This window comes from Sorangium sp. So ce302 (genome assembly GCF_051530145.1).
Taxonomy (GTDB): Bacteria; Myxococcota_A; Polyangia; order Polyangiales; family Polyangiaceae; genus Sorangium; species Sorangium cellulosum_B.
In genome coordinates this window covers 2,932,536-2,948,266 of record NZ_CP150326.1, presented here as the reverse complement: position 1 = coordinate 2,948,266, position 15,731 = coordinate 2,932,536, and the positions used below count along the sequence as shown (strand labels likewise).

The following is a 15,731-nucleotide window of genomic DNA, read 5'->3' as shown; positions in this document are numbered from 1 at the left end:
GATGTCTTCCCAGGAAAGCCCCGCTCGCGAGACGCGACATCGAAGGCCCACGACCGGCGCGCGCTGGCCGCTGCTGCTCGCGCTGGCCGTGCTCACCGGCGCCTGCTCGCTGCTCGCGGAGAGCGCCCTCTCCGACAAACCTTCCGAGGGCGGCCAGGACGCGACCTCGACGGGCGGCGGCTGCGCGCCCGACTGCCCGGACGGCGCCTGCTGCGGCGGTACGTGCGTCGCGCTGGACAAGGACCGGGAGCACTGCGGCGCCTGCGGCAACGCGTGCGGTGACGGGGAGTCGTGCTGCGGCGGGTCGTGCACCAACGTGCTGAACGATCCGTCGCACTGCGGCGCGTGCGGCGTGCCGTGCCCGCACACCCTCTGCGTGGGCGGCCACTGCTCGTCCGAGTGCGTCTTCGGCTTCGACAACTGCGACGGGAACGTCGTCACCAACGGCTGCGAGGTCGATCTCAAGAGCGATCCCGAGCGCTGCGGCGGTTGCTCGCTCCGTTGTCCCTCGGGCGCGATCTGCGACGCGGGGCAGTGCGCGTGCGCGCCGCCGCTCCTCGACTGCGACAACCTCCACGACACGGGGTGCGAGATCGACGGCTCCTCGGATCCCGCGAACTGCGGCGCCTGCGGCGTCACCTGCGGGCCGAACATGGAGTGCAGGGCCGGCGTGTGCGGGTGCGCGCCGGGATACGCCGACTGCAACGGCTCACCCGACGACGGCTGCGAGGCCACGCTCGGGACAGAGGCGGACTGCCGGGCCTGCGGGGATGCCTGCGCGAGCGGCATGATCTGCGACGGCCGCAGCGGCTGCGCCTGCGCGAGCGGGCGCCTCGACTGCGACGGCGCGCCCGGCTGCGAGGCGATCACCATCGACCCGACGACCTGCGGCGCGTGCGACGTGCGGTGCGCGCCGGAGGCGGCCTACTGCGACGGCGCGGCGTGCGCCGCCGGCTGCGCCGCCGGCCTCGCCGCGTGCGACTCCTCGTGCATCGACACGCAGGTCAGCCCGTTCCACTGCGGCGCGTGCGGGGTCGCCGCGGGGCCGCACCAGCGCTGCGACCGAGGCGAGCTTTTGTGCGACGAGGGCTTCGCGGACTGCGACCCGGTCGCCCCGGGCTGCGAGTCCGATCTCACCAGGGATTCGCGGCACTGCGGCGCGTGCAGCACCGCCTGCAAGCCGGGCGCCGTGTGCGTGTCCGGCGCGTGTGCGTGCGGGGCGCTCACGCCGCACGACTGCGGCACGGCGTGCCGCGCCTGCTGCTCGGACGAGGACTGCTCGGACGGCGACGGCTGCACCACCGACGTGTGCGAAGACGGCGGCGCGAGGTGCAAGAGCACGGGCTGCGCCGACGGAGAGCAGTGCTGCAGCCTCGTCGCGTGCCGCCAGTGCTGCACCAGCGCGGACTGCAGCGGGGGCGAGATCTGCTCCGGCGGCGCCTGCATCCCGCCCTGCGGAGGCGGCCTCGTGGCCTGCGAGGGCGCGTGCGTCAGCCTGGGCTCGGCCGATCACTGCGGCGCGTGCGGGAACGCCTGCCTGAGCGGGCGCGAGTGCCGCACCGGCCAGTGCACGCCCGCGTGGGCCCCGATGACGAGGACCGGCGCGCCCGCGCCGCGGCAGATGGCCGCGGCGACCTGGATCGGGAACGCGCTCTTCCTGTGGGGCGGCCGCACGTCGGTCGGGGACGTGGGCGACGGGGCGCTCTACGATCCGGCGCGCGACACGTGGTCGACGCTGGGCAACGAGGGCGCCCCCTCGCCGCGCGTGCTCGCGGCCGCGGCGTGGACGGGCTCCCGGGTGCTCGTCTGGGGCGGCGGCTCGTTCGGGAGCCCCCTCGGCCTGTCCACCGGCGGCGTGTACGACCCGGCGGCGCGGACCTGGCGCGCGATGAGCACCACCAGCGCCCCCGCGGCGCGGCGGATGCCGATCGGCGTGTGGACCGGCACGCGCCTCCTGATCTGGGGCGGCTCCGCGGGCGGCGCCCCGGTCGCCGGCGGCGGGCTCTACAACCCGGTCGCCGACGCATGGACGCCGGCCTCCAGCGCCGGCGCGGCCCCCGCGCGCGAAGGCGTCGCGTGGGCCTGGTCGGGCACGGAGCTCTACCTGTTCGGCGGGCGAGCCGGCGAGGCGACCACGAACGAGGGGTACGCCTACAACCCCACCACCGACGTCTGGCGGTCGCTGCCCAGCGCCGACGCGCCGAGCCCGAGGACCGAAGCGTTCGCGGTCTGGATGGGCGATCGGCTCCTCGTCTGGGGCGGGCAGGACCAGGAGGGCGTCGCCCGCAAGGGCGGCGCGATCTACGATCCGGCGGCCGACGCGTGGCGCGGGATCGACGACAAGGGGGCCCCCTCGGAGCGCAGCCGCGTCGAGCGGCGCACCGGCTGGACCGGGTGGACCGGCGCGCACGCTCTCGTCGCCGGCGGGCGGAGCGGCGTGACGCTCAGGCGAGACGGGAAGCTGTACGATCCGATGACGATGGCGTGGGGAGCGAACATGTCGGCCGCGGGCAAGCAGCACACCTACGGCGTGGGCGTGTGGACGGGGACCGAGCTCATCTTGTGGTCCGGGCTCGAGGGGTTCTCGCTGGTGCCCGACGGGGAGCGGTTCAGGCCGTGACGCCGCGGCGGACGCGCGCGCTCTCGGGCGTCCTGGCGCTCCTCGTGGCGGCCGCGATGCTCGCCGCGCCCGCGCCCGCCGCGGCCCAGAGCGCGGCCGACGTCGCCGTCGCGCGCGAGATCTTCATCGAGGCCTCCGAGCTCGCCAGGCAGGGCCGCTGGGAGCAGGCGCGGGAGCAGTACGAGCGCTCGCTCGCGATCAAGCGCGCGCCGATCACCCTCTACAGCCTCGGGGTGGCCCAGCAGCAGACGGGGCAGCTCGTCGAGGCGCTCGAGAACTTCCGCGCGTTCCTGGTCGAGCCGTCCGCGCCTGCGACAAAAGGGTACGAGAAGCTCGCGCGGCAGGCGATCCAGGAGCTCGAGCACAAGGTCGCGGCGCTCGAGCTGCGGCTCTCCCCGGGCGACGCCGTCGGCCTCGAGGTGAAGATCGACGGCGTCGTGGTGCCCGCGGCGGCGCTCGATCGCCCGCGCCCGGTCAACCCGGGGGATCACACGGTGACCGCGAGCGCGCCGGGCTACCGCGAGGCCGAGCGGAGCGTCGCAGCGGCGCCGGGGAGCCGCGCCGTCGTCGTGCTGAGCCTCGAGCGCGAGGCCGTCGCGCCGGCAGCGCCCGCCGGGCCGAGGGTGTCCTCGACGAGCGCTCCAGCGAGCGTCGCTCCGGCCAGACCGGTCCTGCGCGGCGCCCCGCCGAGCTCCGCGCCCGACGCTGCGCCGAGCCGCGTGGTGCCGATCGTGCTGCTCGCCGGCGGTCTGACGACCGTGGCGGCCGGCGCGGCCATCGGGCTGCTCGGGGTCGCGAGCGCGTCGGACGCACCGACGCGGGACGGGGACGCGGCCGACGGCGCGCGCGCCCAGGCGCTCGCGGGCGACATCGTCGCCGGCGCCGGCCTCCTCGCGGCGGGCGTCGGCGTGCTCGTGATGGTCTTCGACCGCGATCCCGCCGGGGCCCCGCGAAAGCAGCCCCCGCCGCGCGCCGCCCTCGATCCGTTCCGCCTCACCGTGCGCTTCTGACTTCTGACGCGGGAGCTAGGCCTTCGGCATCTCCCTGCGGTCGAGGTTCACCACCACGAACGCGCCGTAATTCAGGACCGTGAGCGAGTCCTCGTCCACGATGAGCACGCGGACGCACTGGGGCGGAGAAGGCGCGAGCAGGTCGACGTACGGATCGAACGGCGCCTCGTCCACGGGCGGCAGCACGGCGTGCAGGAACTCGTGGAGCCGCGCGCGGTGGTCGACGATGACGCTCGCGCCCGGCGCCTCCGCGCTGCCCCGCGCGTCGATCCGGAAAAACACTCGGCGCGCCGCCGGGGACACGACGAGGATCGCCGCGTCCGTCACCTCGATCTCGCTGGACGTGCACAGCCGCTCCACGCGACGGCTCACGGCCTCCTCCACCGTCTGGAACAGCCGCAGCCGCCGGCGCTGCCCTTCCGTGAGGCCCGGCTCCTCGATGTACGCCTCGAGGCTGCACCCGCGCATGTTCCGCTCGCACCCGTACGTCATGCGTCTGCACCGTGGCTCGGTCTGCTCACCCGCCTCTGGCAGCCGGGTCGGACAGCCGTCACGCCTCCCCGCACGGGCGCTCATGCACGGGATTAGCCAACACCCCCAGCACCGCGGCGCCGCTCCAGGGTTGGTCGCGGCCTCCATGGTTTCCACGGCTCGTGGGCAGCGACCGGGACGCACGCCTGCGTCCTGGAAGGCAGCACGGCCGCGCGGCGGGAGATGCAGGCGCGAACGCTCGCACGGAAGTGCACAGCCACCAGGGCGATGCGCTCACACCGCCCGATGCGCGAGAGCCGCTCCGTGTGCCCCGGGCGGCAGGGCGTGGCCCTGGCGAGAGCTGCCGCGCCCGCCCAGCGGACCGGCGCTACGGCGCTGCCGGCGACGCGAACTTCGCGGTGAGCTCCACCTGGGCCACGCTGCGCTGAGCGGCCTGCTGGGCGGTGGCGCCGGGCGGCACCAGCAATGCCTGGAGCCGCTGCGAGGCGTCGGCCACGCCGGGCGCGAAGCTCGACGGCGACCAGGTGAGCGTGCCCTTGCCCGAGGAGTCGAGCCGGTCGATGGTCATCGTGATCTCCCCGTTCGGGCTCGGCAGCTTGAGGTCGGCCCCTTCCGCGTACTGGCGCGTGTCCACGCTGAGCGAGACGACGCCTCCCTCCACCTTCTCGATCTTGAAGACCCGGTACCGCAGCACCGGCAGCTGCGCGCCCGACGCCACCACGCGATCGGTGACCATCCAGTAGGCGCCTGCACCGACGGGCTTGTCCGGGAGCGGCGGCGTGAGGAGCGTGATGGCCTCCCCGAGCGCGCCGATCAGCGGCTGGAGCCCTGGTTCGGCGTCCTTGGAGAGCTCGAATTGGAGGTTGCCGACCGCGTTCGCCGGCGAGAGCTCGTACCGCAGCGCGCTCCCCTTCAGCTTCGCGAGCGCGTCCGCGAGCTGCTTCGGCGGGCCGCCGATCGACATCGAGGCGAGCGTCGCCGACGTGATCTTCGCGATCACCCTCGTCGGAGCCGCGCTCGCCGCGGGCGCGGCCGCGCCCTCCTTGGGTGCGTCCGCCGGCTTCTCCGCCTTGAAGCTCACGCCGAGCTCCAGGTTCGGCAGCCCCTGCGGCCCGCCCATGCGCAGCCCGAGCGTGATGTCGAGCTTCTGCTCGGATTTCGGGTCGATCTTCGGGGCGAGCCTGGCCCGCGGCTCGCTGCCGTCGCCGATGACCTCGATCTTGTAGGGAACGTCCTTCGGCAGCGCAGCGGCCGCTTCGGACGCCGAGAACACGCCGCTCTCCGGCGGCCCGCCCGCCGCGCCGCCCGCCGCTGGCGCCTTCTTGTCGGTGCCGCCCGCCGCCGCCTCCGCGAGCGCCGCGCCGAGCTTGCCGCCGACGACCGGCAGCGGCGGGCCGGCGTCGAGCGCGCCGGCGTCGGCGGCGACCTGCGCCTTGCTCTTTTCCCCCTCGCAGCCCGCGAGCCCCGCGAGGGCGACCGCCGCGAGCGTCGAAGCCATGACCCAGCGCCACCGAGTGTGCATGACGGCCGGGTGTAGCCAAATCGGGCGCCATCTTCCAGCGCTCCGTTGCGTTGCGCCGACGGACGGCTCCCGTCGGGGCGGGGCCCCGCGTCAGGCCCGCCGCGCAGCCTTGAGCCCGCCGATGTGCTCCAGGAGCTCGAGGGGCCGGAACGGCTTGGCGTAGTAGGCGGTCGCGCCGAGCTTCAAGGCGCGGGCGCGCGCCTCGTGATCGTCGAGGGCGCTGATCACGATGATCGGCAGGCTGGAGGTGCCCGGGTGCGCGCGGAGGCGCTCGCAGACCTCGAAGCCATCCATGCTCCCGGGCAGCATCAGGTCGAGCAGCAGCACGTCGAAGGGCTCGGTCAGGGCGCGCTCCACCGCCTCGCGGCCGGTGCCCACGCCGATCACCTCGTGACCACTCGCTCCGACCAGCGCCTCGATCATGCGCCGGATCGCGTCCTGATCTTCGCAGAGGAGGATTCGCATGGTCGCGAGCACGGGGAGCGTCGCACCCGCCCCATCGCGCGGTCAAGCGGGAACGCTACGCGCGGCGAGGGCGGGCCGCTCTGTCTGCTCTGTTGCCTCCGCCTGCTCCGCCTGCTCTGTCTTCGCTGTTTGCTTCCCTGTCGCGTCGCTGTGGGCGCGTGGCGCTGGTTGGCGGACGCAGCGCGAGCTCGATGCCGACGCGCGCCCCGCCGCCCTCGCGGCGCTCGGCGAACGCGCGGCCCCCGTGCGCCTCGGCGATGCGCTTGCACAGCGCCAGGCCGAGGCCGAGCGAGCCGCGCTCGGCGCCGCTCTCGCCGCCCTGCCCCCGCTCGCGCCGGAAGAACGGCTCGAAGATGCGCGTCTCCTCCCCGTCCACGAACCCGGGCCCGCGATCCTCGACCTCGAAGACGACGCCGCGCTGGCCGCCGGGACGGACCCGCAGCCGCTCGGCCCCGCCAGCGTGCGCGCGCGCGTTCTCCAGCAAGTTGGCGAGGGCGCGCGCCAGCAGCGTCGCGTCCGCCTGGAGCGCCGGCGTCCCCTCGACGACCTCCAGCAGCGTCGGATCCAGCCCTGCGCGCTCCAGGGCGCGGATCCCGGCCTCGGCCGGGTCGAGGCGGGCCACGATGAGGGCCGCGAAGTCGAGGCGCGAGCTGGCCAGGAGGTCGCCGACGAGCGCGTCGATCTCCATGACCTCGCGGTCGAGGTCGTCGAGCACGCAGGCGCTCGGTCCGCCGCCCTCGCGGGCCATCTCCGTCAGCAGGCGGATGCGGGCGAGCGGCGTGCGGAGCTCGTGCGACACGGCGGCGAGGAGCTCTCTCTGGTCGGCGATCTGGCGCTCGATGCGCGCGGCCATGTCGTTGACCGCCTCGGCGACGATGCCGACCTCGCCCTGCTGCCCGTGGCAGTCGAGCCGGACGCGGCTCGACAGCTTGCCGGCGCCGATCTCGTGCGCGACGTGGGCCAGATCGACGAGCGGGCGGGCGAGGCGGCGCGCGATGAGGCCCGAGGCGCCCCACATGACGATGGCCACGGCGAGCAGCGGCAGGGCGAACCGGAGCGATCCGCCGGAGCGGCCGCGCGCGGGGCAGAGGAGCACGGAGCCGAGCGGCCCCCCTTCGTCGCGGACCGGGGCGACCAGGGTCTGCGCCCGGCAGGGCTGGCCGTACCTGGCGAGCCGCCGCCCGGTCGCGTCGACGAGCTCCAGATCGATCTCGAGATCCTCGGCGAACGCGCGGGCGAGCACGTCGCGGGCCGCGGGATCGGCCCATACCCGCTCGAACTCGTGGGCCACGAACGACTGGGCGCGGGCGTGCTCGCGCCGCCAGCCGGAGTTGCCGACGCGATCGATGGCCCCGATCGTGGCGACCGCGGCGAGCGCGGTGATCAGGATGGTCGCGCCGAACCACATGAAGATCCGGCGGTGCAGCCGCGCGCTCAGGAAGCGGCCGATCGAGACCTTGCGCCCGTTCTCGTAGAGCCAGGACCGGTACCTCCTCCTCACACGCGGTCCTTGGCGAGCACGTAGCCGACGCCGCGCACCGTCTTGATGAGCCTCGGCGATCTCGGGTCGTCGGACAGCTTCTGCCGCAGGTGCGAGATGTGCACGTCGACCGTCCGCCCGCCGACGTTGACGTCGCCGCGGCCGGCCTCCTCCAGGAGCGCCTCCCGGGCGACGACGCGGCCGGCGCGCCGCGCGAGGGCGACGAGGATGTCGAACTCGATGCCGGTGAGATCGGCGGGCTTGCCCGAGACGGTGACGACGCGGCCGGGTACGTCGATGGCGATGTCGCCGGCCACGATCCGCTCGCCGGCGGCGTCGGGCGTGGCCCGCCGGAGCACCGCGCGGAGGCGCGCGAGCAGCTCGCGCGGGCTGAAGGGCTTCGCGATGTAGTCGTCGGCGCCGATCTCGAGGCCGACCACGCGATCGGCCTCGTCGCCGCGGGCGGTGAGCATGAGGATCGGCATGGAGCTCTTCTGCCGGATGCGGCGGACGACCTCGATGCCGTCCATGCCCGGCATCATCACGTCGAGCAGGACGGCGTCGAAGGTGCCCGCGGCGAGCGCCAAAAGGCCGCGCGCGCCGTCGCACGCGACGGTCACCGAGAACCCGTTCTGCTCGAGGTAGCTCGCGAGCAAGGCGTGGAGCCGTGTGTCGTCGTCGATGAGCAGGAGCCGCAGCGCCATGGAAGGACCCGGGGGGCAGGAGCGGCGGCGACCGGCCGCCGCTCACCCCTTGTATAGCTCAGGGGCCCGCGCCGGTGTCGGCGTCGGCCGCCGCGGGCGCGTGGACCGCGCGCGCGGCGCCCCGCGGCCAGGAGCGCTCGGCCTCCCGCGCGGCGTCCACGCAGATGGACGCGACGTGGCGCTGGAAGGCGTCGCGGCGGGCCTCCGCCCGGCAGCGCAGCGAGGAGAAGCCGGAGGCGTAACCGGCGACGGTGCCGAGCGCGAGCAGCGCGATGGTGATCTGGCGTCGCATCATGGTCTCATCCCCTTCCTTCACGCCCACCGGCCGTGGGTCCTGTAGGGATCGTCGCCGCGCCACCCGGCCCTGCCGGACCACATGTCGCGGAACGCGGCCGGCCCGATCTCGATGAGATCGGCGAGCTGCTCGCGCTGGCGGTCCTCGAGCACGGCGTGGACCTTCCCGAGCGCGCCGACCGCGGCCCTGCGCAGCGACTCGATGGCCGTGTCGTGGCGCGCGAAGAGCTCGCCGAGGCGCGTCTCGTCGAAGCTCGGGCTCCGCATCGCCGCGGCGACGTCCGCGCGCGTGCTGCGGATCTCGCTCCGCTGCGCCTCTGCGGCGGAGCGGAGCTCGTCGATGGCCGCGACGATGACCTTCTCCTGCGTCGGCGTGGTGCCGAGCCGATCGAAGAGGAAGGACAGGAAGAAGCGACGGCGGAAGCCGTGCCCCCCGAAGCCGCGCCGCCCGAAGAAGCGCGGCCCAGCGCCCCAGGGCGCGCCGCAGTCGTACCTGCAGCCGCGCTTCAGCGTCATGACGAGGCCTATCAGACAGGCCGTTCCAACCACGAATCCCAACATGATGCGTACCCTCCGTGAGCGTCTCCGCCGTCGATCCGTGCACGGGGCATGTGCGCGCGGCTTCGGTTCGTCCGAACGCGGGCGCCGCCCCGGGCAGCAACGACCGGAGCCGCAGACGCGCGGCTCCGGGACACCTCGAAGCTGCGCAGCGCGTGTGAAGGATGTTCAGGAGCGTGTGTGAAGAAACATGAAGACCGCCGCGGGCAGCGCGGCGCGGCGCGCCCAGCTGGCGCGGAGCGGCGCGCCATCCGCTCGCGGACGGCGCTCCGCGCTCCGGCGGCGCTACTTCACCGACTCGACGTCGCCGATGTCGTCGAGGTCGTCCTTGGGTTTCCCGTCGCCCGAGGTCGCCCACGGATTCGTGCGCTCGCTCTCGGGCGCGCCGCGGTCTCCGTCGGCATCGTCCTCCTCCTCTTCGAGGTCGTCGAGCGACTCGACCTTGGCCCCGTCCGGCGAGGCGCTCGGCGCAGGCGGCGTCGACGCGCGCGTCGCCGGGGGCGCGGGCGGCGTCGATGCGCGCGGCGCCAGAGGCGCGGGCGGCGTCGACGGGCGCACCGCCGGAGGGGGCGGCGTCGATGCGCGCGCCGACGAGGTGCCAGGGTCGCTCGGGAGCCTGTTGCGCGACGGCTCACCCGCCTGCGGTGAGACCGCCGCCGCGGCGCCCGCCGCTGCGAGCGGCCTCGCGGCGATCGCGCTCGGCGGCGTGATGCTGCCGGCGGCCTTCGTCCCCGCGGGGGAGCCGGCCGGCGGGCTGCTCACCGACGCCACGAGGCCTCCCGGCGGCGAGCCGGCCGCCCCGGAGGGCGCGGCGCTCGCGGCGGCCTTGCCGGCCTGGCCCGCGTCCGGCGCGCCGCCGGACGAGCCGGAGGCAGGCGCCGACACGGGCCCGCCGCCGGACGACACGGGGGCCGACGCCGACGGCGCCGACACGGGCCCGCCCGACGCCGCCGGCTTCGACACGGGAGCGGAGACCCCCGGCGCCGATGCAGGCGCAGCCCCGGCCGGCGGAGCGGCAGCGGGCGCGCCGCCGCGGCCGGACGACAGCTCCACCGGCGCCGCCGCCTTCGGCGCGGCGGCCCGCGGCCCGTCGAAGCGCATCGCCTTCTGCGCGAGCTGCACCACGGGGAGGATGTCGCGCGGCGGGATGTTCGCGGCGATGACGTCCGGCCCGGCGATCGCGAGCTCACCGTCGGCGTGGAACGGCACGCCCGGGCGCTCGCGCTCCTGCTTGAGCCGCGCGTTGTCGATGGCGACGCGGATCTCGAGCGGAATGCGGGTCTGCCACAGCCGACCGTCGATCGCCGTGCGCACGTCCCACGGCGTCAGGATCGGCGTCCTGCCGATGCCCTCGAACGGGCTGCGATCCGCGAGCAGCGCCTTGAGAAGCCAGGCGACGATCTCCTGGAGCTGCGGCGTGTCCTGATCCCACGGCATCGAGTCCCGGAAGAACTGCCAGTAGCCTCCGGCCGGGCCGTACACCGCGAGATCGCGCGGGTCGAACGCGTCCTCGAACGCGCGCGGGGTGATGTCGCCCTCGTCGATGACGGAGTCGATGAGCGCGCCCTGGAAGTCGGGCGTCTTGCGGCGGGCGGCCTTGGGCGAGAGGCCGGTGAGGGACGTCGTGATCTGCTGGCGCACGTCGCTGCGCTCGCGGAACCACCCCATCCGCTCGACCGCGCCGAACTGCTCGCGCAGCTTGACCGGCGTCCACCACGGCAGATCGAGCTCGCGCAGCCGCGCGACCAGCTCGGCCACGAGCTGCAGCGCCGGCTCGCTCGCGAGGTGTACGCGCGCCTCTCTCCTCAGCGTCTCGTCGTCCTTGCTATCGGGATCCCGGTGCTGCAGCGATCGCTCCGCCATCGTTCCTCCGTGCTCCCCCGGCCGCACTGCTCAATACCAGAACCGGATCCGCGGCGGACAGCCAGCCCACACGCGGCCGCGAGGAGCGATCTGCGCGCCGCGGCGCAGCGCTCGACGCGGCACGGCGCGCGCCTTCAGCGGACCGTCGGGATGTCGTTCTGCAATGGCACGCGAACAGCCCGTCCGCGTGGCCGCGCCAAGCGCCCGGGATCACCCGACACGTCGCGCGCCGCCTTCGACCTCGGCGCTGCGTCGATCCGGGCTAGGCTCTCGCGGCCATGCAAGAGGACGGGGGAGGGAGCGCGCCCGAGCGCGCCGCGCGAGGGCTCGAGCGGTGGGAGCGCGCCGGGCGCGGGCTCTCGCCGTGGGCGCGACGCGTCGCGTGGGCCGCCGCCGAGGCGATGCTCTGCGACGAGGACGAGCGCGGGGAGCTCGCCCCGCCGGGCGCCGAGGTGTGCGAGCGCGCGGTCGCGGCGCTGGATCTCGCGCTCGGGCAGGGCAGCCCCGAGACCCGGCGCAGCTTCGCGCTGCTGGCCGCTTGCCTCGATCTGTTGCCGCCCTTCGTGATCGGCGCCTTCGGCCGGATGAGCCGGCTCTCGCTCGGCCGGCGGCTCGCGTACCTGGAGGCGCTCGAGTCGAGCCGCTCCGGGCTCCTCGCGATGCTGCTCCTCGCCTTCAAGGTGCCGATGTGCATCGCCGCCTTCGAGGAGGGCGCGGAGCTCGCGCTGACGGGCTTCGACCGCGAGAGCACCGCGGCGCGGCGCAGGCTGCCCGGGCTGCCCGGGCTGGGCGCCGGGGGCGGCGCGTGAACGGCGGCATCGCGTCGAGCGAGCCGATCGTCAGCGGGCGCGACCTGCCTGCGGGGTTCGACGAGCCGTGCGACGTCGTCGTGGTCGGCTCCGGCGCCGGCGGCGCGGTCGTCGCCGCGCTGCTCGCCGAGGCGGGGCGGCGCGTGATCGTGCTGGAGGAGGGCCCCTACGTTCGCCCTGACGACTACCAGCGCTGGAAGCCCAGCGAGTCGGTGCGGCGGCTGTTCCGCGAGGCCGGCCTGTTCACGGCGTTCGGCGTGGGCCAGACGCCGATGATCTCGCTCACCCTGGGGCGCGCCGTCGGCGGATCGTCGGTGGTGACCGGCGGGGTGTGCTTCCGCATCCCGGGCAGCGTCCACGCGCGGTGGACCCGCGACCTCGGCCTCGACGAGCTGTCGGAGCGCGCCCTCGAGGCGGCGTACGACAGCGTCGAGCATCGGCTGCAGGTCCGCGAGGTCCCCGAGGCGCTGCGCTCCGCCTCGACGGCGCGGCTCGTCGAGGGGGCGAGCCGGCTCGGCATCCCGATGCGCCCGCTCCGCCGCAACACCGGCGACGCGTGCGAGGGCAACGGCCGGTGCAACTTCACCTGCCCCGCCGGGGCGAAGCGCTCGGTCGACGTCGCCTACCTGCCGTCGGCGACCGCGCATGGCGCGCGCGTGGTCGCCGACGCGCTGGTCGAGCGGATCACCGTGAAGCGCGGGCGCGCCGTCGGCGTCGAGGGGAGGCTGCTCGGCGGCGAGCCGGGGGCCCCGCCGCGCCGGTTCCGGGTGCGCGCGAAGGCGGTCGTCGCCGCGTGCGGCACGCTGCACACGCCGCTGCTCCTCCGCACGGCGGGCGCGTTCGAGGCGAGCTCCGGCCTCGGCGACGGCGTGACGCTGCACCCCGCCGTGCGCGTGGTCGCCCGGTTCGACGACGCGCTGAACGGCTGGGACGGCGCGCTCCAGAGCGTCTACTCCGACCACTTCGAGGCCGAGGGGATCAAGCTCGTCGGCGTCTACTCGGCGGTGAACGTGCTCGCGGCGGGCCTCCCTGGCGTCGGGCCCGCGCTGCGGCGTCGGGCCGCCGCGCTGTCGCGCTGCGCCGTCTTCGGCGCCATGATCCACGACGAGGGCGGCGGCCGCGTCCGCCCCGGCCCCGGCCGGGAGCCGCTCGTCTCCTACGCGATGGCGCCGCGCGACCTCGCGCGGCTCCGCCGGTCCATCACGATCCTCAGCGAGATGGCGCTCGCCGCCGGCGCGCGCGAGGTCTACACCGCGCTGCTCGGCGCGCCGCCGGTCACGTCGATGGACGCCGCGCGCGCGGCCGAGCGCGCGGGCGCCACGTCCATCGACGCGCGCCGCATCGAGTGCATGGCGTTCCACCCGCTCGGGAGCGCGCGGGTGGCGAACGATCCGCGGCGCGGCATCGTCGATCAGAGCGGCGAGTGCTTCGCGCTGCCGGGGCTCTTCGTCGCCGACGGCTCGATCCTCCCCACGAGCATCGGCGTGAACTCGCAGGTGCCGATCATGGCGATGGCGACGCGCATCGCGTGGCGGATGGCCGAGCGGTTCCCGCGGCTCGCGGCGGCGAGCCCCGCGTAGCGGGCGCGGCGCCGCGTAGCGGGCGCGGCGCCACGCGGTGCTACAACGTCGGTCGACGCCGACCGCCGAGGTTCCAGGATGCAAGCGACGATCGATCTCCGCTCTGACACCGTCACCCGACCGACCGCGGCCATGCGCGCCGCCATGGCCGCGGCCGAGGTCGGCGACGACGTGTACCGGGAGGACCCCACCGTGCGGGCGCTCGAGGAGCGCGTCGCGGAGCTCACGGGCAAGGAGGCGGCGCTCTTCGTGCCGAGCGGGACGATGGGCAACCAGATCGCGCTCCTCTGCCACACGCAGCGCGGCGACGAGGTGATCGCGGGCGAGGGCGCGCACTGCGCGTTCTACGAGAGCGGCGCCGCGCCCGCCTGGAGCGGCGTGCAGTTCGTCTTCGCCGGGCGCGGCGGCCTGTTCAAGGCGGCCGACGTCGAGGACGCGATCAAGCCGCCGCAGTACTACCTCCCGCGCACGCGCCTCGTCGCGATCGAGAACACCCACAACCGCGCGGGCGGCCGGGTCTTCCCGCAGGAGGACGTGATCGCCATCGCGTCGGTCGCGCGCGCGCACGGGCTCGCGCTGCACCTCGACGGGGCGCGCCTCTGGAACGCGGCGGTCGCCACCGGTCGAACGCCCGCCGAGCTCGCCGCGCCGTTCGACACGGTGAGCGTCTGCTTCTCGAAGGGCCTCGGCGCGCCCGTCGGCTCCGCGCTGTGCGGCAGCGCCGACGTGGTCCGCGCCGCGCTGCGCTTCCGGAAGATGCTCGGCGGCGGCATGCGGCAGGCCGGCGTGCTCGCGGCCGCCGCCCTGTACGCGCTCGCGCACCACCAGGGCCGCATCGCCGAGGACCACGAGGCCGCGCGCGCCATCGCGCGGGCGATGCGCGCGGCGGCCCTTCGCGCGATGGCGCCGCCCGCGACGGGCGCGCCGCCCGCGACGATCGAGGAGCCCGAGACGAACATCCTCTACATCGAGACGCCCGGCATCCCGGCCGAGCGGCTCGTCGAGGCCGCGCGACGGCGCGGCGTGCTCGTGGGGGCGACGGGCCGGAGCGCCGTCCGCGCCGTGACCCACCTCGATCTCGCGCCGGAGCAGGTCGCGCCCGCGGCGAGCGCCCTCGCCGAGGCGCTCGCCGAGGTGCTGGCGCTGCCGCGCGATCGCGGCGCCGAGGGCGCGCGCGCATGAGCCGCCGCCCCAGGAACGCCCCCGCGCCGACGCTCGCCGTCGCGATCGCGATCGCCGCGCTGCTCGGCCCCGCGTGCGCGCCGGTGCGCGGCGACGCCTACCTCACCGCGATGACCGCCGGCGAGCGCGCCTACCACGCGGGGCGCTACCGCGAGGCGGCCCGCTCGTTCGACGACGCCGCGTCGCAGGCGCTGCGCGTGAAGGACCGCGACGAGGCGCGCCTCATGCAGGCGCGCTCGTTCGAGCGCGCGGAGTCCTGGGGCGAGGCGCGCGCGTCGTACGAGCGGCTGCTCGCCGACTCGCCGCGCGGGCCGCGCTCCGAGCGCGCGGAGTTCGAGCTCGCCGATCTCGCGATCGAACACGGCGACGCGGACGCGGGCTACGCGATGCTGCTGGCGGCGACGCTGCGCCGCCCGTCGCACGGGCTCGCGCGCAACGCGCTGAAGCGGCTCATCCAGCGCGAAGAAGACCGCGCCGGCGCGGCGGGCGCGCTCGCGTGGCTGCGGCAGCACGGCCCCGCGCTCCGCGGGACGGAGCTCGATCAGGACGTCGCCTACAACACCGCGCTCCTCCTGGAGCGGAGCGGCGATCGCGAAGCTGCGCTGCGCGCGCTCGTCGCCGCCGCGCGCGCGCACCCGTACCCCGTCGGCAGCTTGACGGACGACGCCCTGTTCCACGCGGCGGAGCTCGCCGCGTCCCTCGGGCGCCCCGAGGAGGCCATCGGCTACCTGAGGGAGATGCTCTCCGCGCGCGAACCGGCCGTCACCGGCAGCTACGACCGCGAGAAGTTCGACGACGCGCAGCTCGAGATCGCGCGCCTCTACCGCGACGCGCTCGGCGATCGCGCCGCCGCGCGCCGCGAGCTGCGCAAGCTCTATACGGACCACCCCGCGTCCATCCTGCGCGACGACGCGCTCTGGGCCGAGGCGAAGCTGTGGCGCGAGGAGGGCCGGAGCAAGGAGGCGTGCGCCACCGCAGCCCGGATCGTCCGGGAGCTCCCCGAGTCGCGCTACGTGCGCTGCGCGCACGCGATATGTCCGTCGCTCCCGGCGGCGCCTCGCCCGTGCGCGGACTACATCCTCCGCGAGCTCGACGAACGGAAGGACCCCTGACGCGGGGACGCCGCGCGGCGCGTCGCCGCGGCGGCGGGCC

General features: G+C 75.4%; 14 protein-coding genes. 6 read left to right on the top strand and 8 right to left on the bottom strand.

Annotated elements, in window-relative coordinates; genetic code table 11:
- Window position 1 precedes the first annotated feature (1 nt).
- Window positions 2-2,620, top strand: coding sequence for a Kelch repeat-containing protein (locus WME73_RS11490; protein ID WP_437915697.1), 2,619 nt, complete (start codon window positions 2-4; stop codon window positions 2,618-2,620).
- The gene (locus WME73_RS11485) at window positions 2,617-3,630 is read left to right on the top strand and encodes a hypothetical protein (RefSeq protein WP_437915696.1); all 1,014 of its coding nucleotides are present in this window, start codon (window positions 2,617-2,619) and stop codon (window positions 3,628-3,630) included. The genes WME73_RS11490 and WME73_RS11485 overlap by 4 nt, the downstream gene beginning before the upstream one ends.
- Window positions 3,631-3,645: 15 nt before the next feature.
- On the opposite strand, the gene WME73_RS11480 is transcribed toward WME73_RS11485, so the two are convergent.
- From WME73_RS11480 to WME73_RS11445, 8 genes are all read right to left on the bottom strand, one after another.
- Window positions 3,646-4,122, bottom strand: coding sequence for a hypothetical protein (locus WME73_RS11480; RefSeq protein WP_437745502.1), 477 nt, complete (start codon window positions 4,120-4,122; stop codon window positions 3,646-3,648).
- A 367-nt stretch (window positions 4,123-4,489) separates the two neighbouring features.
- Window positions 4,490-5,644 (bottom strand): hypothetical protein, encoded by a 1,155-nt coding sequence (locus WME73_RS11475; protein ID WP_437915695.1) that lies wholly within the window; start codon window positions 5,642-5,644, stop codon window positions 4,490-4,492.
- Between the two features lie 90 nt (window positions 5,645-5,734).
- Window positions 5,735-6,109 carry a response regulator gene (locus tag WME73_RS11470; protein WP_012234686.1) on the bottom strand — a complete coding sequence of 125 codons (375 nt, stop codon included), beginning with the start codon at window positions 6,107-6,109 and terminating at the stop codon, window positions 5,735-5,737.
- Window positions 6,110-6,164: 55 nt separating this feature from the next.
- Window positions 6,165-7,610 carry an ATP-binding protein gene (locus tag WME73_RS11465; protein WP_437915694.1) on the bottom strand — a complete coding sequence of 482 codons (1,446 nt, stop codon included), beginning with the start codon at window positions 7,608-7,610 and terminating at the stop codon, window positions 6,165-6,167.
- The gene (locus WME73_RS11460) at window positions 7,607-8,293 is read right to left on the bottom strand and encodes a response regulator (RefSeq protein WP_437915693.1); all 687 of its coding nucleotides are present in this window, start codon (window positions 8,291-8,293) and stop codon (window positions 7,607-7,609) included. Before WME73_RS11460 ends, WME73_RS11465 begins: the two co-directional genes overlap by 4 nt.
- A gap of 58 nt (window positions 8,294-8,351) precedes the next feature.
- The gene (locus WME73_RS11455) at window positions 8,352-8,588 is read right to left on the bottom strand and encodes a hypothetical protein (protein WP_437299101.1); all 237 of its coding nucleotides are present in this window, start codon (window positions 8,586-8,588) and stop codon (window positions 8,352-8,354) included.
- A gap of 17 nt (window positions 8,589-8,605) precedes the next feature.
- A complete protein-coding gene (locus tag WME73_RS11450) occupies window positions 8,606-9,148 on the bottom strand; it encodes a Spy/CpxP family protein refolding chaperone (RefSeq protein ID WP_437745498.1) in 543 nt (180 codons plus the stop codon).
- 282 nt (window positions 9,149-9,430) lie between these two features.
- The gene (locus WME73_RS11445) at window positions 9,431-11,008 is read right to left on the bottom strand and encodes a hypothetical protein (RefSeq protein WP_437915692.1); all 1,578 of its coding nucleotides are present in this window, start codon (window positions 11,006-11,008) and stop codon (window positions 9,431-9,433) included.
- A 278-nt stretch (window positions 11,009-11,286) separates the two neighbouring features.
- Between WME73_RS11445 and WME73_RS11440 the strand changes: the two genes are divergently transcribed.
- From WME73_RS11440 to WME73_RS11425, 4 genes are all read left to right on the top strand, one after another.
- A complete protein-coding gene (locus WME73_RS11440) occupies window positions 11,287-11,817 on the top strand; it encodes a hypothetical protein (RefSeq protein WP_437915691.1) in 531 nt (176 codons plus the stop codon).
- Window positions 11,814-13,397, top strand: coding sequence for a GMC family oxidoreductase N-terminal domain-containing protein (locus WME73_RS11435; protein WP_437915690.1), 1,584 nt, complete (start codon window positions 11,814-11,816; stop codon window positions 13,395-13,397). The genes WME73_RS11440 and WME73_RS11435 overlap by 4 nt, the downstream gene beginning before the upstream one ends.
- Before the next feature lie 78 nt (window positions 13,398-13,475).
- Entirely contained in the window at window positions 13,476-14,579 is a 1,104-nt protein-coding gene (gene ltaE, locus WME73_RS11430; protein ID WP_437915689.1) for a low-specificity L-threonine aldolase, read from the top strand.
- Entirely contained in the window at window positions 14,576-15,691 is a 1,116-nt protein-coding gene (locus tag WME73_RS11425) for a tetratricopeptide repeat protein (protein ID WP_437915688.1), read from the top strand. The genes ltaE and WME73_RS11425 overlap by 4 nt, the downstream gene beginning before the upstream one ends.
- Window positions 15,692-15,731 lie beyond the last annotated feature (40 nt).